The sequence below is a fragment of the Nonomuraea sp. NPDC050680 genome (assembly GCF_040654555.1).
Taxonomy (GTDB): domain Bacteria; phylum Actinomycetota; class Actinomycetes; order Streptosporangiales; family Streptosporangiaceae; genus Nonomuraea.
Window position 1 is genome coordinate 1 of the sequence record NZ_JBFAIF010000015.1, and the last position, 24615, is coordinate 24615.

Here is a 24615-nt window from a genome sequence, read left to right on the forward strand (position 1 = left end):
TGGTCCGTACGGATCGACATCACAGAAGAGGGCGACGGCACCTCTGCCCGAGCGATCCTGCTCACTCGGGACAGGACCAGCCTGACCGGGGTCGGAAGTGCGCACCGTAATCCGATCGACCGATCGGTGCCAGAGATCGGTGATGAGCTGGCGGTCGGCCGCGCGCTGGCCGACCTGGCACACAAGTTGCTGGTCGTCACAGCCGAGGACATCGCCGAACTGGCCGGGCAGCGGCCCGGCGATCGCCACTGACATGACGGCGAAGGTGGCGCCCTGGTCTGATGCCATCGAGATCGACACAAGCGTGTCCCCGGAGCAGGCGCTCGGGCGGGCCCTGGCGGCGATCCACGCCCGCTGGACGACGGTGCCCTCGCGGTTCCGGCGCCCTGAGCTGGAGCCAGGCTGATCGTTTACAGACTTGGTCAAAACGGGGGTCGGAAGCGTTAAGGACATCATCGCCACCCGCGTCCGAGGCATGGTCAGTGGGCATCCGAAGGTGGTGGGGCCAGTTCCGGGTCATGGATTAACGGCATCCGGTTTTGGGACTTCAGTCCCGGGCGGCCGGGACCTCTGTTCGCGAGGCTTCGCAGTGGGGGCCGGATCGGCGAGAGAGGTGCGTGATGGCAGGACAGATCATAGTGGGCGTGGACGGTTCCGCTTCGGCGACCGCGGCGGTGGAGTGGGCGGCCGCTGACGCGAGCCGCCGCGGGCGCTCGCTACGCCTCGTGCATGTGTGCGAGCAGTGGTCGCCCAGCCTGGGCGAGGCTCAGTGGCCGCTCAGCCTGGACGAGGCTCAGGCGGAGTACTGCGCCGAAGCGCTCCAGGCCGCCGCCGACCGGGCGCGCGAGCTGGCGCCGGGCGTGGAGGTGACCACGGACCTGCGCAAGGGCAACGTCATCGAGCAGTTGATCGCCGAATCGGTCTCGGCCGACAGCGTGGTCCTGGGCAGCAGGGGACTCGGCGGGTTCACCGGGATGGTCCTCGGCTCGGTCAGCATGGCCGTGGCCGGGCATGCCGCCGGGCCCGTCGTCGTCGTGCGCGGGCCCGTCGAGGCCGTCCACGGGCAGATCGTGGTGGGCTACGACGGCTCGAAGGGCGCGCGGGCGGCGATGGAGTACGCCATCGACCAGGCGCGTGCCCGCCAGGCCCGCTTGCGGGTGGTCTACGCCTGGCAGGCGCCGCTGTCCTCGCCGTACGCCCGCGCCTACAGCAGCGCGCTGGAGAGCGCCTTCGAGCAGCAGCAGCGTGCGGCCCGCGAGGCGGTGACCCCGTGGCGGGAGAAATATCCAGACGTCGAGCTCACCGATGAGCAGCTCTGCGAGCACCCCGTCGCCGCTCTTATGAACGCATCGGCCTCGGCCGATCTGGTCGTGGTGGGCTCGCGTGGGATGGGCGGCTTCGTCTCTGCGGTGCTCGGCTCGGTCAGCCGCGGTGTGCTGCACCACGTCACCTGCCCGGTCGCGGTGGTCCGGCCACGGAGTGAGCGGGCGTCATGAGCATGCTCGGTTCCTCAACGGTCGCCAGATCGGAGCTCACCGTCCATCGGTGCTCCTCATGTCACGTGTGATCGACGCCGGTCAGGCGCCGCCCCACATCGGGACTTCGATGACGTCGTCGTGCTTCCAGGTGAGTTCGTCGTGGACGGCGACGACGCCGTCGATGCTCTCGGCCATGCGGACGGCGGCGATGGCTTCGGTGTGCCTGCTGACGATCCCGTTCAGGGTGACGACGCCTTCGGTCACCTTGACGTCCAGGCCCTGTGGGTCGGTCCACATGGCGCTGGTCGGGATCTCGGCCAGTACCAGCGCCCGGATCGCCTCGTCGGCGCGGAGGAAGACCTTGAGCAGGTCGCGGCGGCTGACGATGCCGACGAGTTTGCCGTCCGCGTCCACGACGGGCAGCCGCTTGACGCCGTGGCGGTCCATCAGCCGGGCGGCCGCCACGACGGGGGAGTCGGGTGTCGTGACGTGGGCGGGCGCGGTCATCAGCTCGCCGGCGGTCTCGCCGAGCGCCTTGTAGGAGCCGGTGCCCTCGCTGCCCATGGCGTGGCGGATGCGGGCGCATAGCGGCGGCCGGTAGGCGTCGTCGTAGTAGAGCTCCTTGAATTCCTCCTTGGCCAGCAGGTCGGCCTCGGATACGACGCCGAGCACGTGGTTGTCGTCGCCGAGGACGGGCACGCCGCTGACGGCTTTGCTGATGAGCAGGTCGGCGACGGTGTGGAAGGAGGCTTTGTGGTTGACGGCGGTTACGTCGGTGGTCATCACGTCCGCGACGGTCGTTCTCATGGCGATCACCTCAGGTGTCTGACCCGGACGATGCCGGGCACGGTGCGGGCGAGCACGTCGGCGATGTGGTCGGCGTGCTGGTGGGGCGGCCCGCTCAGCTGGGCCACGCCGTCGCGGACGGCGACGTCCCAGCTGGGGCCGAAGGGGTAGTGCTCGCGCAATGCGGCGACCACGTCCTGGCGCAGTTGCTCGTCCGAGCGGGCGAGCATGGCCAGCAGGTCGCGGCGGCTGACCATGCCCACGATCCGGTCCCCCTGTACGACGGGCAGGCTCTTGATCCGCTTGCCGACCATGAGGTCGATGGCCTTGGTGACGTCGGTGGTCTCGGTCACGGTGACGGCCTCGCGGGTCATGACCTCCGTGACCCGGCGGGGCGGCGGTTCGGCAGTCGGCCCGACGGGCCGTACCGAGGCGCGGGGGTCGGGTTCGAACTCGCCGCGCAGCAGGTCGAGCTCGCTGACGACGCCGACCAAGTGGTCGGCGTCGTCCACGACCGGGGCGGCGGTGATGTGATGGCCGTGCAGCGCCCGGATGGCCTGCCGCACCGGGTCGGTGCGGCGGACAGTGATGGCCGGGCTGCTCATGACCTCGCGCACGAGCATGGTTATCTGGCCTCCCACTTGGAGTCGTCGTGCTTCCAGGTGAGCTCGTCGATGACGTCGACCACGCCGTTGACCCGGCCGGTCATCCGTACGGCGATCGCGGTCTCGGTCTTGCGGTCCATCCGGCCGCTCAGTGTCACCACTCCGTGGCGTACCTGGACGACGACGGCGGAGGTGTCCACCCACAGCCCACGGTCGAGGATGTCCTCGCGCACCTCGGCGGCGATGTCGTCGTCGGAGCGCAGGAACAGCTTGATCAGGTCGCGGCGGGAGACGATGCCGACCAGACGGCCGTCCGCATCGACGACCGCGAGCCGCTTGACGTCGTGGGCGTCCATCAGCCGGGCGGCCGAGACGGCCGGGGCCTGGGGCGAGACGGTGATCGGCGGGCTGGTCATCAGCTCGCCCGCGGTGTCACCGGCGGCCTTCTGCTTGCCCTTGGGGTGGCGCAGCCGGGCGCGCAGCGGCGGCTGGTAGCCCTCGCGGTAGAACTGCTCGCGGAACTCCTCCTTGCGGAGCAGGTCGGCCTCCGACACCATGCCGATGACGTGGCCGTCGTCTTCGACCACTGGAACGGCGCTGATGCCGCCGGCGATCAAGGACTCCGCGATGTCCTTGAACGGAGTCCTCGCGGTGACCGTGACGACCTTGGCGGTCATCACGTCGGCGACGGTTCTGCGCTTCATGGGTCAGCCCTTCTCGTCGGCTGTTCTGTTGCCCTCATCACAGCCCCGCAGCCGGGCGCCTGGTAGGGCCGTAAGTCCCAACGGCGGCGGTCGTTGGTCAGCGCGGGCGGCGCAGCAGCGGAGACTGCGGCGGAGCGCGGGGTGCGATCCTGATCCGCGCATCCACCGTCGTGGCACGGCTGGGAATCGTGACGCTGACGACCGTCGGCCGTAGTCCAGGATCGACATCGGCCGCCGCCACTCTCCGTGCTCCTTGGCGGCGGTCGAGCGGGACGGGCCAAGGACCCTCGCTGATCGCTTCGGAGCATCGGTGTGGGAAATGGCGCCTACGGGGTCAGGACGGGCTGGAAAAGGAGTCGCCGGCACGTTTGGAGTCGTCGTGCTTCCAGATCAGCTTGTCGATGATGTCGACGACGCCGTTGACGCGGTGGCGGTGCGTATCTCCCCGAGACCGGCGTCGCCGTACGAAGTGCCGAAAGTCCCGCCTGCGCGGGTCGTACGGCACTGCCCGCCGGTCACCGGAGACGGTGTGATCGAGGTGTGAGAAGAGCAGTGAATCCGCACTGAAAGGGGGCCGTCATGGCCACCACACGTTCAACCCCCATGAACGTCGACACGAGGGACAACGACGCTCGCTCGGTCGATTATGTCTGGGCGGTCGCCCGGATCTCGATCGGCTGGATCTTCCTGTGGGCGTTCCTGGACAAGACCTTCGGGTGGGGCTTCGCCACCCCGGCCAACCGCGCCTGGATCTCCGGCGGCAGCCCCACCACCGGCTTCCTCAAGGGCACCGGCGAGAACGCGCTCGGCGGCCTCTTCAGCTCCCTGGCCGGACAGCCCTGGGTGGACTGGCTGTTCATGCTCGGCCTGCTCGGCATCGGCGCCGCACTCATCCTCGGCGTCGGCCTGCGGATCGCCGCCATCACCGGCAGCCTCATGCTGGTCCTCATGTGGGCCGCCGAACTACCCCTGGCCAACAACCCCTTCATGGACGAACACCTCATCTACGCCATCGTCCTGGTCGGCCTCGCCCTGGCAGGCGCCGGCACCACGCTCGGCCTCGGCAAGCTACCCATCATCCAGCGCAACCCCTACCTCAAGTAGCGGACCCGTCGATGCCCACCCTCCACCCCGAGGGCGGGCATCGCACTGTGCCGGCACACCTGCTCACGGATCGGGTACAACGGCGGACCGCCCGGAGACCTTGCGCCCTGGCCGCCGCGCCGGCACGGGACGGCTTGATGCCTGACGTCGCCGACCACCACCGGCGAACGTCCCCAACCCTGCGGCCTTCGGCCATATCAGGGACGAAAGTCCCGGGGAAGACGAGAATCACCACCATCACCGACCTCCACTCCATGCCAGAACTGGAGGAGCTGGAGACCTGCCTGCGAGCACAGATTGCCGGGTGGTGGCCAGGGCGTCACTCTGAGGGTCGTCAGCGAGTCGAGGCGAGCGGCACTTGCTGGACGGCCCTTCGCCGCTGGCATCCGTGACGTCGCCGAACGCCATGGCATGCGGGCGCCTGCTGATCGCATGAATCGCGCACAACCGAGCCGCATTCGGGCTAGGGTTTGCCAATTCGCGATCATGGAGGAAGCACTATGAAGCAGACCATAGCCCTGCGGATCGGTCGGTCGGCGCTCGTGGCGGCGTTGGCCGGAGGGGTCGTGCTGGCGGGCGTCGCGCCCGTGGCGAACGCCGCCCCCGCCGCCCAGAAGGCGACGTTGGGGCCGTTCGGGTACGGCAGCCTGAAACTTGGGATGACCGAGGCGCAGGCCAAGGCGACCGGGCTGATCGTCCGCAAGACCATCAACGCTCCCACCAAGTGCTCGGCCTATGACCTGAAGACGCAGCGCTACGGCGGCGACCGGGCGGGCTTGTTCATCTCGAAGAAGCAGGGCGTGGTCACGATCTCCGGGCCTGGCACCGTCAAGACCCCTCAGGGCATCGGCAGGGGCTCCACCTCCGCGCAGCTGAAGGCCGCCTACCCCAACCTGAAGCAGAACGCGATGTTCGGGACTTTCGCCACCGTGCCGGGCAACCCCAAGGCGTCCTACATCTTCCTTGTGTCGAAGAGAATGGTCGTTGGTGTGGTTCTGATCCTGACCGCGCAGAACTGCCTCAGGTAGCGGCCCGTTACGCGCCGGTGGGGGACAAGGCGCCGGTCCACCGGATCACTGGACAGCGCAGGGGCGCCGGTCAGCGGCAGGCCCGGCAGCATCTGTCCCCGGCCGTCTCGGGCGGGGTTTCGGATGCGCTAGGCAGCATCGGCAGGCGTACGCCCGCCACCGCGGGCGTCGTGCCCGCGAGCGGACCTCAGGACGGCGGCCAGAAGGGCCAGGCCCACACCGATGCCCAAGGCGTGCTCGACAATCGCCACCACCGTGTATTCACCGGTCACGAACCCGCCAGGTCGCAGAATCGCCATCGGCAGCTTCCAACCGCTCCACGCGAACATCGAGCCGGACGCCCCGAAGGCCAGCGTCATCGGAACCCACCGCCGGAGCCGGGCGGGGCGACGACGCGTGAGTGTCCACACGCTCCAGGCCCCAAGCAGCGCCCACAGCCCGGAGCTCCCATTCAACAGCCGATCGTTGAGCTCCAACTGATCGCGATGAGCTGGGTCGAAGCCCAGCGTCCCGCCCAGCGCCCAGGACGACCAGAGCAGGCCCAGCCCGACGGACACCGCGATCGCCGCCGTCACCAGCGCCGATGAGTGTGTCGGGCCGTCACCGACCCGGCCCAGGAAGGGCCGCGGCCATCGCTCCCTCAGGTAGATCGGCAGGGCCACGGCCAGCCCTACCGCCATCCCGGCGAAGCCGATGGCGATGAAGAGCTCCTCCCCCTGCGCGGCCGAGCCGGAACCGTCGCCCTGGTCGCCTCCGAGGAGGCTGCTGATCATCACGTACGGAAGCATCGGGACCAGAAAACCCGCGCCCACCCACGAAAAGAAGATCACCGGTCCGGCCGCCAGCCGACGGCCCCACGGCTGGGCCAGCGCCAGCCCGAGGGCGATCCCGGTCGCCGCCATCACCACGGTGACGAGGTTCAGCAGCACCCAGTCCGCGGTGCCGTAACCGTCCGGAGCGTGCCCGAACAGGCCCGCCGCTATCCAGACGACCTTGACGGCCAAGTACAGCGACATGCTGAGCGCCGCGCCATAGCCGGCGAGCCTGCGTACCCGGCTCCATCGCGCACCTAAACTCGGAACGTCCACCGAATCCCGTAGCATCTGCCCCCGAACCCTCCTCAACCGGCCGATCTCTGCTCTACCGAGCCTTCCGGAGTCGCCGGTCGGACAGCGTCCCCCCACGTGGTGATCCTGCTCCCCCGCACGAGGGATTGCCTGGGGCGGTCCTCGCCTTGATGAGCGCCTGCCGGACTATGCCGATCGAAGCGTCATGCCTGCTCGCAAGCACGCCCCCGGGGCGCCGGTCACCGTCACCATCGCCTATCCCGGCGACCGGGTCGACGTCGAGGTGCGTAACGTGCTGCCTCGGCGGAGCGTCGATCCCACGCTGATCAGCGCCGGCTCCGGGATGGGCCTGACCGGGCTCGACCGCCGGGTGACCCTGCTCGGCGGCACTTTCAACGCGGGGGACGACGGTGAGGGAGGCTTCACGGTCACCGCCAGCATCCCTGGATCAGTTGGTTTCTACGGTCACGACATCAGGCGAGAGCCGTGAGCAGGCCGATCGTCAGAGCCAGGCGCTTGGGGATGTGCTCGACCAGCAGGTGCTCGTGCCGAGCGTGCGCCCCGTCGCCCACCGCGCCCATGCCGTCCAGCACGGGCCGCCCGAGCGCCGAGATGAAGTTGCCGTCGCTGGCGCCCCCGACCGACACCTCGTCCAGCTGCCACCCGAGCCCGGCCGCCACCTCCTGGGCCTCCTTGAACAGTCGCTGCGAGGCGGGGTTCGGGGTCATGGGCGGTCGATTCCACTCGCCGGTCACGGAGATCGTCACCCGCGGATCGGCGGCCCGCAGGCCGGCGAACACGCCGTCGATCCGCCCCATCTCGGACGGGTCGGTCACTCGCACGTCGATCCCGCAGCTCGCGTGACCGGCCGCGACGTTGCGCCCGGTGCCGCCGGTGATCAGGCCGATGTTCACGGTGGTTCCGCGCTCGCGCGAGGCGGAGCCGGCCAGCGTGGTGACGATCTCGGCCAGGGCGTGGATCGCGCTCGCTCCCGCGTCCGGGTCGAGCCCCGCGTGTGCTTCCACCCCGGTCACGCTCAGGTCGAACAGCCCCACGCCCTTGCGGGCGGTCTTGAGCGCGCCGTCGAGTGACGCCTCGAAGACCAGGCTCGCCAGCGCGTCCGCGCTCGCGGCCTCGATATGCGCGCGCGAGGCCGGGCTGCCGATCTCCTCGTCCCCGTTGAACAGGAAGCGCACGCTCGGATGCGGCAGCCCCAGTTCACGCAGCCCGCGCAGCGCCCAGATCGACTGCACCAGGCCCGCCTTCATGTCGAACACACCCGGCCCGGTGGCCTTACCGTCGACCACCGTGAACGGCCACTCGGCCAGGGTCCCCGTGGGCCAGACGGTGTCGTAGTGGCTGAGCATGAGCACGGTCCCTGGTGCGGTGCCCCGGTAGGTCAGCTCAAGGATGTCGCCATACGGCCCGCCGTCGTGCAGGACTTCCTCATCGGGCGGGCCGAGGAGGTCGACGGAGCGGGCGCGGATCGCGCGCAGCCCCTTGATCAGCATGGCCTTGTCGGAGCTGTGGGTTTCCAGCTCGACCAGGGCCCTGAGGTCGTCGAGCATGGCCGGGAGGGCCTGCCGGGCCCAATCGGTGATCAAGATGAGAGTCCTTCCAATGCGCGGATTTCTCAAGGCTGCCGCTGGTGGGGACGTTTCTCATCGTCCGTTCGGCCAGCAGAACCGTGCGCGTTCGTATGCTCGTACGAACCTCGACCCGCGCACGGTGCTTCTTGGGCTCGGCCTTGCGCTGCCGTCCCTGCCCAAGGACGGCAGCGCAAGGCCTGCCGGCCGCTATAAGTCGCTGATGTGGGGGATGATCTCCGTCAGTACCCAGAGGGCCAGGCCGAGGGCGATGAGGTTGACGCGGCCGCCGCCGACGTTGAAGGCGGCGAGCACGAAGCAGGCCAGGGCGAAGATGAGCAGAATGAGACTGAGCATGCTGGCTTCCGTCCGTTCGGTGTTACGGGTGTGGTTGCTCAGCGCTACCCATGATCGCCTGGTTCAGGCGTGGCGATTGATCACGTGCCCCGAACTGTGACCCAGCCGCCTACCGCGAGTCTCGGTAGGGGACGCTCGCGGTGACGCGGATCTCTAGGTGCAGGGCAGGCCAAAGACCCCGGCCGACACATGCCCCCGGCTGTGGCCGCACGCGGCATGCGGGAAATGCTCTTGGTCTGCGGGTTCCAGTCGTCGGTGACCTCTCGGGTGGCCGGTCTGGCCGGAACTAGTCCGGGCCTGTGGAGAAACCTGAGGAGGAGCCCGCGGAGGAGCCTGCGGAGGAGCCCAAGGAGGAGTAGGCGACGGCCTGTCGGCTCGTCTCCGGCAGGCTGCCCAGCTTGTTGACCTCGTTGGCCAGCCCTTCGAGGACCGCGCGCAACTGGACCTGGGTGACCTCCGCGAAGGTGCGCAGGTAGGCGATGCGGCGTTCCAGTTCCTCGGCTTCGACCGAGTGGACCTCTCCGCTCGAACGATAGACGTTGACCGCCTGGCTGGCGGCCTCCTCCGCCTGCTGCTGCGCTTCCTGGAGGATCTGCTCGTACTGCTGGCGCGCTTGGCCCACCAGCCTGCGGGCGTAGTCCTCCGCTTCGGCTATCTGGGCGTCCGCCGTCTGCTGAGCGCGGGAGAGGAGGTTGACCGCGTCGACGTTGAGCCTGGCCGAGGCGCCCGGGGCGGTGTCATGGCCGTGGTCCTTGAACCAGTTGCGCAGACGGTCGACCTCCGCGCGCAGCTCGGCCTTCTCCGTGTCGCCGGCCGCTATGTCGTCGGCCATGCGGTAGAGGAACGTACGCACCTCATCCGCGTTGTAGCCGCGGCTCCCGAGCTTGGCGCGTGAGAAGTCCTTGTTCCGTACCCGATCCGGCGTCAGTGGCTGGCGGTCGTTCGAAGGGTTATGCGCCCATGGCGTCTCTCCCGTCACTGCTCCCTACCTCCAGCACTGGTGAATTCGTCGAAGCGGATTTGCTCGGCCGGCACGCCGGCGTCCAGCAGCCGGGCGATCGTGCTCTGAACCATCTCTTCGGAGCCGCATACGAAGACGTCCTGGCCGCGCCAGGCCTTCAGGGCGACGTCCACCACATAGCCGTGCTCACCGCGGTAGAGCGCGTCATGGGACACGACCGGCACGACGCTCAACCACGGGTGCTCGGCGTCGAGCTTGGACAGCGCCTCGATGTCGTACAGCTCGCGGGCTGTCCGGGCACCCACGAAGAGGCGGATGTTGCAGCGCGCCCCTTCGTAGGCCACCTGCTCCACGAGCGCCTTGAGGGGAGCCAGGCCCGTGCCGCCGGCGATCAGGAGGAGATCCCTGGGCAGGTTCGTGCCGAGCGTCAACCGGTCGCCCAGCGGTGCGCCGACCTTCAGGGCGTCGCCGCGTTGCGCGCCGTGCACCAGGGCCGTGCTGACCGCGCCACCGTCGACCACCCGTACGTGCAGGTCAATAGTGTTGTCGCGGCGCGGTGCGTTGGCGAAGGAGTAGAAACGCCACATTTTCGGTCGCAGCGCGACCGAGATCGACGCGAACTGGCCCGCGCGGAAGGGGTATGGGTAGTTCAGGCGAGCCCGGATCACCGCGATGCCGGGGGCGCGCGGCTCGTGCAGGATGATCTCGCCCTCCCACCAGGGCGGCGTCGTGGCCGACGCCTCTTCGGCCGCCTCGGTCATCACCTTCGCGACCAGGCCGTACGCCTGCGTCCAGTCGTTGGCCAGAGCAGGTGTCCAGCGATCACCGAGGAAGTGCTGCAGGGTGGCCAGGAGGGCCTGCCCGACAGCGGGGTAGTGCTGCGTGACCACGGCGAACTTGCGGTGGTCGCGGCCGAGTTGCTGGAGAAACGGAACCACGTCTTCCACATGGTCGACGTTGCTGACGACGCGCCCCAGCGCGCTGACGAGCCGATCCCGCTGGGTGGCCATGGACACCGGGAACAGCGCGCGTGTCTCGGGGTACATCAGGAAGAGGGCTGAGTAAAAGAACAGCGGCACCTGATCACCCGACCGGGCGACCTGGTGCCAGCTGTCCTTTAAGGCTTGCGTGTCCACTTACCCGGCTGCCTCTGCGGGCTTGTCCACGATGGAGCCGCGCACCTGGCCCAGGACCGTCACGACGTTCCCCACGACCTCCTCATCGGCGCCGAGGTCCCGGAGCACCGTGACGAGTATGTCGCCGACCAGGTCATAGTGCTCATCGGTGATGCCCATGCCACGGTGCGCGTCGACCAGGTCGTGGCCCTCGTACACCTCGGGGCCACCGAGGACGGAGCACAGCAGCATGACCATGTGCCGCTTGAGCCGCGCCATGTCGATGCCGTCGAAGTACGGCTTGAGGTCGGGAGTGTCCACCACGACCGTGTAGAAGCGGTCCACCGCTTCACGGACGGTGGGAGCGCCACCGATCTTGTCATAGTCCGAAACCACAGCTACCACAAAACCTCCTAAATCGGACACACATGCACGTGCGGGTACATGGGGTCAATTTCCTTGGTTCTCCGCTTGTTGCGAGCGCCCGTCCGGCTGGACGGGCGTCAGTCGGCGGTTTGGGCCTCCCACTCGGTGGAGGTCACGTCTGTCATCTTCCTGCGGGCCACGACCGGCTCCGCGCGTTCAGTGCACGGCAAGGGGTCGGCGGGCATGTCGAAGGCGGCGGCCTCGGGCCGCGGCGGTCGGATCACGCCGCACTCCATTGCCGCTGGCACCACCACGGCCGAAGCCGTGCGCGGTCTGAGCGCCATTCATGCCCCCATAGAGCGGATCCTGTGCAGGTCGAATACCTGTACCGGCCCTTAACCCTTCAGGTGTCCGAACACGTGAATATGCCTCAGGCACACTAGGGGGTGACCAAGGTGCTGGCAACTCGTCGCTCACAGAGCGTGTCGCCTTTTACGCATAGCCACTCCGCGGTCAATTCCGGTCGTTGCCCTGGCTTCTCCGTGACTACCTGTGGCACAACCGGGTCTGACTCTATCGGTTCATGACGATCTAGATGACAATGTCAAAGGAGAGCGCCTCTTCGCGGTGCGGGCCTGGGCCTGGACCTGGGGCGCGACTTCGAAGCGGACGTCCTGGTCGATAGCACGCACCCGGCCGGGGCAGTCGATGAGTCGGGACCGTTCCATATTTAGCCGACGCATGCTGTCCGTCCTTTCTGGAATGGCCGAGTCAAGTTGGCCGGGGACGTCTGAACCCTTCAAAAAGGCGAACCTGCTGTTCATGCTTTACTGCTGACCTGGGGAAACGCGGCGTATTCGCGGCATTGAGACGTGCGCATTCAACGCTGAATGACGGTTCGCTCGAAAACAGAGCGACGGCCCTCCGATGACGGGGCCGTCGCTCTCCTGGAGGCTGCTGCCTGCGGTTATTCACACAGGGCGGTGTCAAGGGCGGCTTCGAAGTGTTTGAAGGCGGAGAGTTCGGTGGGCAGTGCGGTGACGGCGATGGTGGCGGCTCTGCCGTCGTCGGTGACGGCGTTGGCGGTGGCGTAGCCGGGGGCGGACCCGCCGTGGGACCAGGCGTAGCCGCCGCAGCTGAGTTTGAAGGTGGCCAGGCCGAGCCCGTAGCGGGAGCCGCCGACGGTGTCGAAGCCGGGGGCGTCGACGGTGGTCTTCATCTGCTTGAGCTGTTCGGGCTCGAGCAGCTTGCCGTCCAGTAGGGCGCTCATGAAACGGTTGAGGTCGGTGGGGGTGGAGATCAGCTGTCCGGCCGCCCAGGCCATGGAAGGGTCCATCGTGGTGACGTCGGTGTACGGGTCGCCGGACTTGGCGGCGTAGTAGCCCTTGGGGTGCGGGCCGCTGATGGTCTGGTCGCCGAGAGCCGGCCAGTACGTTCTGCGCAGCCCGAGCGGCTTGATGATCCGCTGGGTGATCTGTTCGCCGATCGGCCGGCCGGTGACCTTCTGCGCGATGAGCCCGGCCACCACGTAGTTGGTGTTGCTGTAGCTCCAGCCGTGTGTAGGCGAGTTCTTGCTGGTCAGCGCCGCGTCCACGAGCTCGCGTGGCTCGTAGTGGGTGTGCTGGATGGCCAGGTAGTCCTTGATCAGGACGTCGTCGTAGTCGGCCAGGCCGCTGGTGTGCTGCAGCAACTGCCGGACCGTGATCTTGCGACCGTCGACGCCCTTGCCGCGCACCACCTTGGGCAGGTACGTCTCGACCTTCGCGTCCAGGTCGATCTTGCCCTCGCCGACCAGCTGCAGGACGACCGTGGCGGTGAACATCTTGGTGTTGCTGGCGATGCGTACCTGCCCGTCGACGGGGACCTTCGCCTTGGTCTCCAGGTCGGCCACCCCGGCGGTGTAGTTGTGAGTCCGCCCGTCACGGCCACGCACGGCCGCCAGGGCGCCGGGGTACTTGTCGACGGCGACCAGGGCGTCCAGGCTCTTCTGCACAAGGTCGGTGTCGGCGTTCGCCGGTGCGGCGGTCAGGCCGAGGCCGCTCAGCGCGGCGACGGTCACCGCCGCCAGGGCCAGCCGGCTGCGACGCTTGGTGGTGGGGTACGACATCGGGGGGCTCCCTGCTTGGTGGCTCGTTCGCGATGCCACAAGCTTGTCGGCCGGACCACCTCTTGATCGATCCCACTCGCTGGAGTTCGGAGGTACAGCCAGCACTACCGGCGTTCGGGCGGGCCGTCACGGCCCGCCACCCGGCTCAGCGCTACCAGTCGCCGCCTTCTTCCTCGTCGCCTTCGAAGATCTCTTCGGCCACCTCGGCCGCGACGAATCCGCCCACCAGGCCCGCGGCTCCGGCCGCGGCCACCGTTCCCCAACCGGGACCGCCGCCGCGGCGGTGGTCGTCGTGGTGTCCGTAGCCCTCGTGATGCTCCATGTGGCCGTGCGAGCCGGGTCCGTAACCGCCGTGCGAGCCGGGTCCGTAACCGCCGTGCGGGCCGGGTCCGTAACCGCCGTGCGGGCCGGGTCCATGACCGCCGTGCTGGGCCAGGCCGGTCAGCCAGCGGTCGAGCTCGCTGGACCAGTCGGTGTGCAGCGCGTCGTCGTGGCTGACGTGGAAGCGGCCGATGGCGTCGCCGGAGTAACGGCCGGCCCGCTTGTCGGCCTCCAAGATGACCTCCAGCCCGGCCGGGCTCGCCACGAAGGTCAGCTCGACCTCGCCCAGGACGCCGGCGTGCTGGGCGGGCGGGTAGAACTCGATCTCCTGGTAGAACGGCAGGTCCTGGTGCACTCCGTACAGGTGGCCGGCTTCCAGGTCGGCGGACTTGAAGTGGAAGCCGAGCCGCAGCAACGCCTGGAGGATGCGGAGCTGGGAGGGCAGGGGTTCGACCGCGATCATGTCCAGGTCGCCCTTGTCCACGGCCTTGGCGATGGCCAGCTCGGTGCGTACGCCCAGAGCCATGCCACTCAGGTGCTGGCCGTCGATCTCGCTGATCGGCGTCTCCCATGGCACCGGGATCTGGAAGTCGAGAGTGCGGTTCTCGCCCTCGCGCAGCGTGAACGGGCCCGAGACCTGGACGCGGGAGAACTCGCCGAGCCCGCCGTGCTCCCCGTCGCCGTGCTCGATCTCCACCCGCGCCACGAGGCCGAGGGTGATGTGCTCGATCTCGGCGTCGAAGTCGCCGCCCTTGAGCCGTACCTGCCCGGCCAGCTGCCCACCTGGCTTGATCCGCGGGCTGGAAAGGACGGTGTCCACCGAGGGCGCGCCCACGCCGAAGGCGCCCAGCATCCGTTTGAAGACCACGCTGTTGTCTCCCTGTCGTCGGGATCGGTTGTGTCAGCCGCCCGTCACAACGATCAATGCGAGGGCCGGGTTCCGGGGCGGTCAGGATTCGAGAAGCGCGGGTCACCGAGCCGCGCCTAGCCTGACCGAGAAGCCGGCTGCGCCGTGGCGGGCGGCTGCCGGTTCCGGCCCGCGCCGCCGATCAGGTAGACAGGGGGCCGTTGCCGGGGCGACCTGACGGGGAGCGCGACGGCGGCCCCGCCTAAAAGATGGAGACAGGATGAGCATGGCCACGAGTACGGACACGCAGTCGCCTGAGCCGCACGTCGCCGACAACCACGATCTGATCCGCGTGCACGGCGCTCGCGAGAACAACCTCAAGGACGTCGATGTCGAGCTCCCGAAGCGCCGGCTGACGGTGTTCACCGGCGTCTCCGGCTCGGGCAAGAGCTCGCTGGTGTTCGACACGATCGCCGCCGAGTCGCAGCGGCTGATCAACGAGACCTACAGCGCCTTCGTACAGGGATTCATGCCGACGTTGGCGCGGCCCGAGGTCGACGTGCTCGACGGTCTGACCACAGCGATCATCGTCGACCAGGAGCGGATGGGCGCCAATGTCCGCTCCACCGTGGGCACCGTCACCGACGCCAACGCGATGCTGCGCATCCTGTTCAGCCGGCTCGGGCAGCCGCACATCGGCTCGCCCCAGGCGTACTCCTTCAACGTCGCCTCCATCAGCGGAGCGGGGGCGGTCACGCTGGAGCGCGGCGGGAAGGCGGTCAAGGAGCGGCGCGAATTCAGCATCACCGGCGGTATGTGCCCACGCTGCGAAGGCATGGGATCGGTGAACGACATCGACCTGACCCAGCTCTTCGACGACTCCAAATCGATCGCCGAAGGCGCGATCACCATCCCCGGCTACAAGACGGACAGCTGGTGGACAGTGGGGATCTTCGCCCAGTCGGGCTTCATCGACCCGGACAAGCCGATCCGCGACTACACCGAGACCGAGCGCTACGACTTCCTCCACCGCGAGCCGACCAAGGTGAACGTCAACGGCGTCAACCTCACCTACGAGGGGCTGATCCCGAAGATCCAGAAGTCGTTCCTGTCCAAGGACCGGGAGGCGATGCAGCCGCACATCCGGGCTTTCGTGGACCGGGCGGTCACCTTCACCGCCTGCCCCGAGTGCGGTGGCACCCGGCTCAGCGAGGCGGTCCGGTCCTCGAAGATCAAGGGGATCAACATCGGCGACGCCTGCGCGATGCAGATCAGCGACCTGGCCGAATGGGTCCATGGCCTCGACGAGCCGTCGGTGGCGCCGCTGCTCGCGAAGCTGCGCCACACCTTCGACTCGTTCGTGGAGATCGGGCTGGGCTACCTCTCGCTCGACCGGTCGTCGGGCACGCTGTCGGGCGGCGAGGCGCAGCGCGTCAAGATGATCCGCCACCTCGGTTCGTCGCTCACCGACGTCACCTACGTCTTCGACGAGCCGACGATCGGGCTGCACCCGCACGACATCCAGCGGATGAACGGCCTGCTGCTGCGGCTGCGCGACAAGGGCAACACGGTGCTCGTGGTGGAGCACAAGCCGGAGGCGATCGCGATCGCCGACCACGTCGTCGACCTCGGTCCCGGCGCCGGTACGGCGGGCGGCACCGTCTGCTTCGAGGGCACCGTCGAGGGGCTGCGGGCCAGCGGCACCATCACCGGACGCCATTTCGACGACCGGGCCGCCCTCAAGGAGACGGTGCGCGAGCCCACCGGCACGCTGGAGATCCGCGGCGCGACGGCGAACAACCTGCGCGACGTCGACGTCGACATCCCGCTCGGCATGCTGGTCGTCCTCACCGGGGTGGCGGGCTCGGGAAAGAGCTCGCTGATCCACGGCTCGGTGTCGGGGCGGGACGGAGTGGTCTCGATCGACCAGGGCGCGATCCGCGGCTCGCGACGGAGCAACCCGGCGACGTACACCGGACTGCTCGACCCGATCCGCAAGGCGTTCGCGAAGGCCAACGGGGTGAAGCCGGCGCTGTTCAGCGCCAACTCCGAGGGTGCCTGCCCCACCTGCAAGGGCGCCGGCGTCATCTACACCGACCTGGCGATGATGGCCGGGGTCGCCACCACCTGCGAGGAGTGCGAGGGCAAGCGGTTCGAGGCCTCGGTGCTGGAATACCATCTCGCCGGTCGCGACATCAGCGAGGTGCTCGCGATGTCGGTGACCGAGGCCGAGAAGTTCTTCGGCGCCGGTGAGGCGCGTACGCCGGCCGCGCACGCCATCCTCGACCGGCTCGCCGACGTCGGGCTCGGCTACCTCAGCCTCGGCCAGCCGCTCACCACGCTGTCCGGCGGCGAGCGGCAGCGGCTCAAGCTGGCCACCAGGATGGGCGACAAGGGCGGCGTGTACGTCCTCGACGAGCCGACCACCGGCCTGCACCTCGCCGACGTCGAGCAGCTGCTCGGCCTGCTCGACCGGCTGGTCGACTCGGGCAAGTCGGTCATCGTCGTCGAGCACCACCAGGCGGTCATGGCGCACGCCGACTGGATCATCGACCTCGGCCCGGGCGCCGGCCACGACGGCGGCCGGATCGTCTTCGAGGGCACACCGGCCGACCTCGTCGCCGCCCGCTCCACCCTCACCGGCGAGCACCTCGCGGCCTACGTCGGCACCTGACCGAGGCCCTCGCGGACTCGGCGCCGGGCCATCGTACGGCGCCGAGCCAATCGTAAGGACCGCCTAGCGGCAATACCTCTTACTTCGATAGCCGAAGCCAAGGTCGGGTGCGCTCTCGGAGGTGATCGAAACGCCCCCGCACATCCTCGCGAATGGGGTAAATTACGCGATCACTGATCGGCCGTTCGCACAGGTGCCGCCGCACCGGCTGGCGTCCGCGAGCCGCTGGGCTGGAGGTCGAAAGGCGTGACCGCGGACAGAACCGCGTGGGAGCAACAGGCGTGGGAGCAACAGGCGTGGGAGCAACACAGCGTGGCACGGGTGGTCTCGCCCGTCAGACCGCGCAAGCTGGCGAAGGTGCCCTTCGTCGAGATGGCCGACGGGCGGTTGCAGGGAGTCGTGTCGAGCGGCTCGGACATCAGCCGGGTCTACGTCTCGTCGGTCACCGCCGGGACCCATACCTACAACTGCAGCACCAACAACAACCGGCCGTGCGGCGGCTTGTACGGCGACATGTGCAAGCACCTGCGATCACTGGTCGATGAGGCGGTGCTGCAGTACGGCCAGGACCGGGTCGCCGGCTACCTGCGGGTGGAGCTCGCCGAGGGGGAGAGGCTGTCTTACCACCTGAATGGCGGTGTCGAGCGTACGCAGGGGGCCGAGGTGTTCAGCCGGTTCCTGAGCCACCTGGCCTACCTGGAGTTGCCCATGACCACCGAGCCCATCGCCGAGCTGCACTGGTTCCCGTCCACCGGGGCGGTGGGCTGATGCTGAGCGTGCAGCTGGCGGAACTGGTCGACCAGCCCCTGCCTGGTGTCGGCGAGGCGCTCGACCTGGTGACGGGCTTCGACGAGGCCCTGACGAACGGCCTCGCCCGGCTCGGCGAGGAGCGCGCCTCGGCGCTGACCGACCTGGCCGGCGCGGTGGCGGCCACGCCGCTCGGCGACCGGGTGGGGGAGGCGGCGGCCAAGGTCGCCGCGGGCTCGGTCTCGGAGGAGAACGTCACGGCGCTGGCCGGCGGGCGCACCGCGCTGCTGGGCGCGGTGCACGACGCCCTGCTGGGCCGCCTCGACGCGGCGCTGGGCCGGGAGCGGGCCTCCTGGGCGGAGCCGCCGGCGGCCGGCACGAGCGACAACCTGCTCAGCGGGTGCCGGTCCTGGCTCAACGAGCTGGCCATCACCGGCTGGCGAGGCGTCGACCACGACCTCGTCTCCGCCGTGAGCCAGACGATGGAGGCGCTGCTGGCCGAGCCGCGGCTGCGCCGTCTCGCCGTCCTGATCGACGGCCTGGCGGCCGAGCTGCGTGCGTCGTGCCCGGTCGCGACGATGGAGGTCGTGCCCGCCCGGCGCTGGGCAGACCTGTGGGCGCGGGCGCTGATGCTCACGCAGGCGAGTGGCCTGCCCGCGGGCGACGCCGAGCCGGTGTCCGGGCGGCTGCTGGTGCTCGGCGTGGACATGCACGAGCACGCCACCGCCGTGCAGGCGCAGGTCCACGCGATCCTGGAGCCCGCCGACGGCGGTCAGTGCCGTCTGGTGCGTACGAGCGTCGCCGCCACGAAGGTGGACACGATCGTCGGCCCGGCCGTGTGGCGGCTGCTGACCGGAGCCCCGATGTTGCTCAACGCGCTGGCGGAGCATCGCAGCCTGGACATCAAGGACATGCCGCTGCTCGGCGGCGGCGACCTGGTGTGGCACGACGACCGGGCCACGGTGGGGAAGCCCGCGGACCCGTTCACCACGGCGCGGGTCCAGCTGGGGAGCGCGCTCGCCCCCGCCACGCCGCCGCTGGAGCGCCACCCGGTGCGCCTCGCCGAGCCGGTGCTGGTCGAGGGCTACTCCGTGCCTAAGGGCGATCCGATGGTGTTCGACTTCGACGGCAAGACGATCACGGTGGACATCGACCGGCTGCCGTCGTGCGGCCCGCTCACGCCCGCGATCGTGCGCGGCTCCGAGTCGTGTATCGGGCTGCTCCGCTGGGACGCCGGCCGGTGGCTGCTCCAGCCGCTCGCCGTTCAGGGGACGGTCAAGAAGGAGCCGGTCATCGCGCACAACGGCGACTGGGCGCAGGGCCCGACGGACCCCAAGATCGCCAAGTCCGCGACCAAGAACGGCGACGCGGTGGCCGTGCTGCGCGAGCGGGCGGGACGGCTGCTGCGCAAATGACTGCCAACAACGAGAACAGGCGGCAGGTGCTCTACTGGCGCCTGCTGGCCCGGGTGTTCAACACCGAGGAGCAGGCGGCCCTGGAGTCGGCCAGCGTGGCCGTCGTGGACGACGTCGGCCTGCCGGCCGCCCTGCTCGATCCGTCGGTGTCGGTGAACAACCTCGTGCAGCGCTTCCCCGACCTGGCCGCCGAGTTCGACGGCCTGCTCGACCACGCCGAGGACACCGAGGACTCCGGTGAGCAGGTGCGCAGGGCCGCACTGATCTCCAAGCTCCTGCTCAACGTCTTCGCCACCGGGACGGGCGACGTCTCGGCCGGCCAGCTCGCCGCCTGGCAGAAGGACGCCGGGTGGTTCAAGCAAGCACTCGGGGGAGGCGGCGGCCGCAACGGGCAAGGCGAAGGAGAGCAGGGCGACGAGCAGGGCGAAGGATCCGGCCATGGCCGAGGGCTCGGCACCGGCGGTGGCGGTCGTGGAATCGACGACGCCGAGCTGAACAAGGTCCTGGCCAACCTGGAAGGCGACCTGGTCCGCCGGATGCGCCTGCGCGAGGTGCTGTCCAACTCCTCCCTGGCCGCCCAGCTCAATCCCAGCATGTCGCTCATCGAGCAGCTCCTGCGCGACAAGGACAACCTCTCCGGAGTCGCCCTGGCCAACGCCAAGGCGCTGATCCGCAGGTTTGTCGACGAGGTCGCCGAGGTGCTCCGTACGCAGGTCGAGAAGACCAGCGTCGGCAAGATCGACAAGTCGGTGCCGCCGAAGCGGGTGTTCCGCAACCTCGACATCGAGCGGACGATCTGGAAGAACCTCACCAACTGGAGCCCGGAGGACGAGCGGCTGTACGTGGACCGGCTGTTCTACCGGCACACGGCCAGGCGGACGACTCCGGCCCGGCTGATCGTGGTGGTGGACCAGTCGGGGTCGATGGTCGACTCGATGGTCAACTGCACCATCCTGGCGTCGATCTTCGCCGGGCTGCCCAAGGTGGACGTGCACCTGGTCGCCTACGACACCCGCGCGCTCGACCTGACGCCGTGGGTGAAGGACCCGTTCGAGGTGCTGCTGCGCACGACGCTCGGCGGCGGCACCGACGGCACGGTCGCGATGGCCCTGGCCCGGCCGAAGATCGTCGACCCACGCAACACCGTGATGGTCTGGATCTCCGACTTCTACGACAACCGGTCGCTGATCGACGACTTCACCTCCCTGCATCGTTCGGGGGTCAAGTTCATCCCGGTCGGCTCCGTGAACAGCTCGGGGTACGCCAGCGTGGACCAGTGGTTCCGCGAAAAGCTCAAGGACCTGGGCACCCCCGTGATCTCCGGCCACATCCGCAAACTCGTGCTCGAGCTCAAGAACTTCCTCACCTAGGAGACCCGCGAATGACCGAGATACTGCGTGCCCCCGCCGAGGTCAAGTACGCCGAAGAGCTCGACTGGCTGGAGTCCGTGGACGACGGCCCCAAGCCGTTCTCATGGCGGCTCAGCCCCAAGATGGTCCGCCTGTTCGTGCTCGGCTCCGAGCGCGCGGATGGGCTCGACCGCGAGATCCCGCAGAAGTGGTTCGGTGACCGCAGCTTCGTCGAGCGCAGCATCGTGACGCTGGCCTCCGACCGCGGCCTGCTGCTCATCGGCGACCCGGGCACCGGCAAGAGCTGGCTCGCCGAGCTGCTCTCGGCGGCGATCAGCCGCAACTCCACCCTGGTTGTCCAGGGCACGGCCGGCACCACGGAAGACCACATCAAGTACTCCTGGAACGTCTCCATGGTGATCGCCAAGGGGCAGTCCCGCCAGTCGATGATCCCCTCGCCCATCATGACGGCGATGGAGCGGGGCGTGATCGGCCGCTTCGAGGAGCTGACCAGATCGACCAGCGACGTCCAGGACGCCCTGATCTCCATCCTGTCCGAGAAGTACGTCTCCATCCCCGAGCTCGACGACGACAACATCGTCTTCGCCCAGCCCGGGTTCTCGATCATCGCCACGGCCAACAGCCGGGACCGGGGCGTCAACGACCTGTCGTCGGCGCTGAAGCGGCGCTTCAACTTCGTCCGCATCCCCGTGGTGACGAGCAAGACCAGCGAGGCGGAGATCGTCCGGTTCCGTACCACGGAGCTGCTGCGCCGGCACCGCATCGAGCTGGAGGTGCCGCCCACGCTGCTCGACATCCTGCTGCAGAGCTTCGCCGACCTGCGGAACGCGGCGGCCTCGGCCAAGAGCGACGACGACAAGCTCGAATCGGCCCTGTCCACGGCCGAGCAGATCGGCGTGCTCGAGGACGCCATCCTGCACAGCCAGTTCTTCGGCGACCGCCAGTTGCGGGCGGAGACGCTCGGCGGTTCGCTGGTGGGCTCGCTGGCCCGCCGCCAACCGGAGGACCTGGCCATCCTGAACAAGTACTGGCACGGCATCGTCGAGCCCCGCAGCAAGAAGGACGGCGGGCCGTGGACGGACTTTCTCGAAGGTGGCCGCCAGGCCATCAAGACGCTCTCATGAGCCCGTTCGGCGCACTCCGCGAGCAGCTGCTGGACGCCGCCGCCGCGTTCGCCGGCGAGCCGGACACCCTGGCCGGGATCCTGTCGGGCCTGGTCGACGACGTCGACCGGGCACTGAGCGAGGAGCTCGAGATCTTCCCGGTGTGCCACCACTCGCCGGCCTCGGCGCTGGCCATGGTCCGGCGCCTGCGCGAGAAGCAGCCCAAGGTCATCTACCTGGAGCTGTGCGAGGACCTGCGGCCGCTGCTCGACGAGCTGCGCAACTGCCGCCTGCCGGTGGCGTTGCAGGCGTTCGCCTCCGACGTCGACGGCTTCCCGGCCAGCTGGGAGCCGCTCAGCGTGGTGGCGCCCATCACGGAGGTGTCGGCCGAGTACCAGGCCATCTCGTACGCGCTCGGCACGCCGGGCGTCGAGCTGGTGCTGGTGGACCGCTCGACGGACCACGTCTTCCAGTGGCTGCCCCGCGACCCGGCCGAACCGGCCGAGAACAAGCAGGGCGGGGACGATGACGCGGGCCTGCACGGCGACGCCGTGGGTGTCGAGATCGGCGACCTGCGGCCGGGCTTCGCCGAGCTGGAAGAGCACCTGCTGCACCACGGCAAGGTCCGGCACTGGTCGGAGTGGTGGGACCAGTACGTCGAGCAGCCGCTGACCGGCGCGGACTACGAGTCGTACCGGCAGGTCATGGTCCTGATCGGCAGCCTGTTCCGCCGCCTGCGCCCGGTGGGCGACCGGCGGATGGACCGCGACGAGGACCGCGAGCGCTACATGTGGACGCGGATGCGCGAGCACCTCGCCGAGACGGGCGCCGACCCGGCCGAGTGCCTGTACGTCTGCGGCGCCTTCCACGCGGCCAGCCGGGTGGAGCAGTTCGGGCTGGCATCGGACGCGCCCTTCGAGATCGGCCCCCGTACGGCCACCCAATGGCTGTACGGGCTCATCCCGTCCAGCCACTCCGCCATCGAGGCCCAGTTCGGCCTGGCCGCCGGCTCGGTCTCGATCGCCGCGGCCACCTGGGAGAAGGCGCTGCAGCGCGACGGCGTCAAGCCGTACCAGCTGGCGGGCCAGAAGAAGCAGGCCAAGAAGCCGCCGAAGCCGGTGGCGCCCGCTCCGCCGGAGCCGGTCACCGACCGGTTGTCCGGCTTCCTGGCCAAGCCGCCGGTCCTGGACGGCCTGGACGAGGCCGAGCTGCTCGGCTGGTCCGTCGACATCGTCCGGCTGGCCCGGCGCAACGGCTACCAGTCCAGCACCGCCGACGCCATCGCCGTGTTCGAGACGTCGATCCTGCTCGCCGGCCTGCGTGGCCGGGGACGTCCCACGCCGTACGACTTCCAGGACGCCGCGGTCACCTGCATCGAGAAGGACACGGTGCCGGGCCGCCGGGACGTGCGCCGCCTGTGCGAGATCCTGCTCGGCGGCGACCGGATCGGCCAGGTGGGCTACCACGCCATGCCGCCGCTGGCCCAGGACGTCTTCGACCGGCTGCAGCCGCTGGGGCTGGACCTGAGCAAGCGCACGGTACAGCGGGCGCTCATGGACCTCAAGGCGGACCCGCACCTGGTGCCCTGCTCCGACCTGCTGTGGATCCTGCGTCACTTGCTGCCCGACGACGCCGTACGGCCCATCATGGGCGCGCGGCGACTGGGCGAGCGGGCGATCCAGGAGAGCTGGGACCTGACGATCGGCAAGCACCAGCGCTCGATCATCGAGCTGGGCTACGAGGGCATCACCGTCGAGCAGGTGCTGGAGCAGCGGCTGCGGCGCAAGGTGTGGGACCCCAAGGCGACCGCGGCCGTGGCGCTCGCGGCCGTCGAGGACTCGATCCTCTACCTGCGCAGCCGGCGCTTCAGCGACGAGCTCGGGGCGCGGGCCGTGGAGCTGCTGGCCGCCGAGCGGTCCGTCGACGACGCGCCGGAGGTGCTGCGCCGGATCAGGCGGCTGCTGGCCCACTACCGCGCGACCGAGCCGGAGCTGCCGGCCTGGTGCGAGGCGTTCGTCACGGCGGGGTTCGCGCATTACTGCACGCTGCTGCCGACCGCCTTCGTGGACGAGTACACCGGTGTCCGGCAGGTGTCGGCCATGCTCGGCTTCCTGTTCACGATGGAGAGCCTGGCGCTGGCGCTGGGGTGCGAGCGGGCCCAGCTGGAGATCGCGGTGCGGCAGTCGCACCCGGAGGCGCCCGCCAAGGTGGCTCTCCTGTGGTCGGCCCAGTATCTGCTCGGCACGTTGCCGCTGGCCGAGCTGCGGGCGCGCTGCGACGAGCTGCTGGCCAACCCGCTCATCATCCCGGCCTTCCCGGAGTACATGAGCGGGTTCGCGCAGGCGATGGAGCCGGCTCCCGCGCTGGCGTCGTTCGTGGTCGAGCTGATGTCGAAGGCCTTCGGCCGGTTGCCCGACTCCGTGCTGCTGCCGTGGCTGCCCGGCCTGATCACCACCCTGCGCGAGCAGGCCGGCGAGCTGGTGCCCATACTGGTGCGCGAGGCGGGCCGTACGTTCCCCGGCGGCCTGGCCGCGCTCGACCAGTGGACGCCGCCCTGGTCGGCGAAGCCCGCGAAGAAGGCGGCAGGTGCGGCGGTGCCCGCGCCGGCGGGCCCGGTGACCGACCTGCTGGCGGGACATCCGGCCGCGACCGACGCCGTGGCCGCGCTGCTCGGCTGCGAGGGCGGCTGGCAGCAGGCCGCCGCCGGGCCGTCCGGCGGCGAGGCGAGCGGCGAGGCAGCCGCCCTGCTGGGCCGTCATCCCGAGACCGCCGACGCCGTGGCGGCAGTGCTGGTCAGCGTGTGAGCCGGGGCCGGCGCCCTACCGATTCACCGGTGGGCGCCGGCCTGCGGGGTGGTCGCGGCCGGTCACCTGG

Annotated in this window: 24 protein-coding genes; 12 read left to right on the forward strand and 12 right to left on the reverse strand. The window is 69.3% G+C overall.

Annotated features, from left to right (window positions below; genetic code table 11):
* From AB0H88_RS36230 to AB0H88_RS36240, 3 genes are all read left to right on the forward strand, one after another.
* Nucleotides 1-252: DUF1876 domain-containing protein (locus AB0H88_RS36230; RefSeq protein WP_357652581.1), on the forward strand; the 252-nt coding region annotated here is incomplete at its 5' end.
* Between the two features lies 1 nt (nt 253).
* On the forward strand, nt 254-406 hold the full coding sequence (locus AB0H88_RS36235) for a hypothetical protein (RefSeq protein WP_357652583.1): 153 nt from the start codon (nt 254-256) through the stop codon (nt 404-406).
* A 214-nt stretch (nt 407-620) separates the two neighbouring features.
* Nucleotides 621-1496, forward strand: coding sequence for a universal stress protein (locus AB0H88_RS36240; protein WP_357652585.1), 876 nt, complete (start codon nt 621-623; stop codon nt 1494-1496).
* Nucleotides 1497-1577: 81 nt separating this feature from the next.
* Here the strand turns inward: AB0H88_RS36240 and AB0H88_RS36245 are convergent, their stop codons facing one another.
* From AB0H88_RS36245 to AB0H88_RS36255, 3 genes are read right to left on the reverse strand one after another with little or no spacing between them, the layout of a single operon-like run.
* Nucleotides 1578-2285, reverse strand: coding sequence for a CBS domain-containing protein (locus AB0H88_RS36245; protein WP_357652587.1), 708 nt, complete (start codon nt 2283-2285; stop codon nt 1578-1580).
* A gap of 5 nt (nt 2286-2290) precedes the next feature.
* Nucleotides 2291-2887, reverse strand: a complete 597-nt coding sequence (locus AB0H88_RS36250) for a CBS domain-containing protein (protein WP_357652589.1) — start codon at nt 2885-2887, stop codon at nt 2291-2293.
* 2 nt (nt 2888-2889) lie between these two features.
* A complete protein-coding gene (locus AB0H88_RS36255) occupies nt 2890-3573 on the reverse strand; it encodes a CBS domain-containing protein (protein WP_357652590.1) in 684 nt (227 codons plus the stop codon).
* 603 nt (nt 3574-4176) lie between these two features.
* Here AB0H88_RS36255 and AB0H88_RS36260 point away from each other — a divergent pair.
* Both AB0H88_RS36260 and AB0H88_RS36265 read left to right on the forward strand, forming a co-directional pair.
* On the forward strand, nt 4177-4677 hold the full coding sequence (locus AB0H88_RS36260; protein WP_357652592.1) for a hypothetical protein: 501 nt from the start codon (nt 4177-4179) through the stop codon (nt 4675-4677).
* A 500-nt stretch (nt 4678-5177) separates the two neighbouring features.
* Nucleotides 5178-5705, forward strand: coding sequence for a hypothetical protein (locus tag AB0H88_RS36265; RefSeq protein ID WP_357652594.1), 528 nt, complete (start codon nt 5178-5180; stop codon nt 5703-5705).
* A gap of 128 nt (nt 5706-5833) precedes the next feature.
* On the opposite strand, the gene AB0H88_RS36270 is transcribed toward AB0H88_RS36265, so the two are convergent.
* Nucleotides 5834-6721: a hypothetical protein gene (locus AB0H88_RS36270; RefSeq protein WP_357652596.1), complete on the reverse strand. Its 888-nt coding sequence runs from the start codon at nt 6719-6721 to the stop codon at nt 5834-5836.
* 256 nt (nt 6722-6977) lie between these two features.
* On the opposite strand from AB0H88_RS36270, the gene AB0H88_RS36275 reads away from it, so the two are divergent.
* Entirely contained in the window at nt 6978-7262 is a 285-nt protein-coding gene (locus AB0H88_RS36275) for a hypothetical protein (protein WP_357652598.1), read from the forward strand.
* Here the strand turns inward: AB0H88_RS36275 and AB0H88_RS36280 are convergent.
* The 8 genes from AB0H88_RS36280 to AB0H88_RS36315 form a co-directional block, all read right to left on the reverse strand.
* Complete coding sequence (locus AB0H88_RS36280) at nt 7246-8376, reverse strand: M20 family metallopeptidase (protein ID WP_357652600.1); 1131 nt, start codon at nt 8374-8376, stop codon at nt 7246-7248. The genes AB0H88_RS36275 and AB0H88_RS36280 overlap by 17 nt on opposite strands.
* Before the next feature lie 192 nt (nt 8377-8568).
* Complete coding sequence (locus tag AB0H88_RS36285) at nt 8569-8715, reverse strand: hypothetical protein (protein WP_357652602.1); 147 nt, start codon at nt 8713-8715, stop codon at nt 8569-8571.
* 286 nt (nt 8716-9001) lie between these two features.
* Nucleotides 9002-9694, reverse strand: a complete 693-nt coding sequence (locus AB0H88_RS36290) for a DivIVA domain-containing protein (protein ID WP_357652604.1) — start codon at nt 9692-9694, stop codon at nt 9002-9004.
* Nucleotides 9691-10755 (reverse strand): globin domain-containing protein, encoded by a 1065-nt coding sequence (locus AB0H88_RS36295; protein ID WP_357652606.1) that lies wholly within the window; start codon nt 10753-10755, stop codon nt 9691-9693. Before AB0H88_RS36295 ends, AB0H88_RS36290 begins: the two co-directional genes overlap by 4 nt.
* A 57-nt stretch (nt 10756-10812) precedes the next feature.
* Nucleotides 10813-11196 carry a group 1 truncated hemoglobin gene (locus tag AB0H88_RS36300; RefSeq protein ID WP_357652607.1) on the reverse strand — a complete coding sequence of 128 codons (384 nt, stop codon included), beginning with the start codon at nt 11194-11196 and terminating at the stop codon, nt 10813-10815.
* 98 nt (nt 11197-11294) lie between these two features.
* Nucleotides 11295-11441: a hypothetical protein gene (locus AB0H88_RS36305; RefSeq protein WP_357652609.1), complete on the reverse strand. Its 147-nt coding sequence runs from the start codon at nt 11439-11441 to the stop codon at nt 11295-11297.
* A 683-nt stretch (nt 11442-12124) separates the two neighbouring features.
* Nucleotides 12125-13264 (reverse strand): serine hydrolase domain-containing protein, encoded by a 1140-nt coding sequence (locus AB0H88_RS36310; protein WP_357652611.1) that lies wholly within the window; start codon nt 13262-13264, stop codon nt 12125-12127.
* Nucleotides 13265-13415: 151 nt separating this feature from the next.
* Entirely contained in the window at nt 13416-14453 is a 1038-nt protein-coding gene (locus AB0H88_RS36315; RefSeq protein WP_357652613.1) for a sporulation protein, read from the reverse strand.
* A 265-nt stretch (nt 14454-14718) separates the two neighbouring features.
* On the opposite strand from AB0H88_RS36315, the gene AB0H88_RS36320 reads away from it, so the two are divergent.
* From AB0H88_RS36320 to AB0H88_RS36345, 6 genes are all read left to right on the forward strand, one after another.
* Nucleotides 14719-17106, forward strand: coding sequence for an excinuclease ABC subunit UvrA (locus AB0H88_RS36320; protein WP_357653005.1), 2388 nt, complete (start codon nt 14719-14721; stop codon nt 17104-17106).
* 246 nt (nt 17107-17352) lie between these two features.
* The gene (locus AB0H88_RS36325; protein ID WP_357652615.1) at nt 17353-17874 is read left to right on the forward strand and encodes a hypothetical protein; all 522 of its coding nucleotides are present in this window, start codon (nt 17353-17355) and stop codon (nt 17872-17874) included.
* Nucleotides 17874-19268, forward strand: coding sequence for a hypothetical protein (locus tag AB0H88_RS36330; protein WP_357652617.1), 1395 nt, complete (start codon nt 17874-17876; stop codon nt 19266-19268). Before AB0H88_RS36325 ends, AB0H88_RS36330 begins: the two co-directional genes overlap by 1 nt.
* Complete coding sequence (locus tag AB0H88_RS36335; protein WP_357652619.1) at nt 19265-20638, forward strand: VWA domain-containing protein; 1374 nt, start codon at nt 19265-19267, stop codon at nt 20636-20638. The genes AB0H88_RS36330 and AB0H88_RS36335 overlap by 4 nt, the downstream gene beginning before the upstream one ends.
* A gap of 11 nt (nt 20639-20649) precedes the next feature.
* Nucleotides 20650-21762: an AAA family ATPase gene (locus AB0H88_RS36340; protein WP_357652621.1), complete on the forward strand. Its 1113-nt coding sequence runs from the start codon at nt 20650-20652 to the stop codon at nt 21760-21762.
* On the forward strand, nt 21759-24545 hold the full coding sequence (locus AB0H88_RS36345) for a DUF5682 family protein (RefSeq protein WP_357652623.1): 2787 nt from the start codon (nt 21759-21761) through the stop codon (nt 24543-24545). Before AB0H88_RS36340 ends, AB0H88_RS36345 begins: the two co-directional genes overlap by 4 nt.
* The last annotated feature ends 70 nt before the right edge of the window (nt 24546-24615 follow it).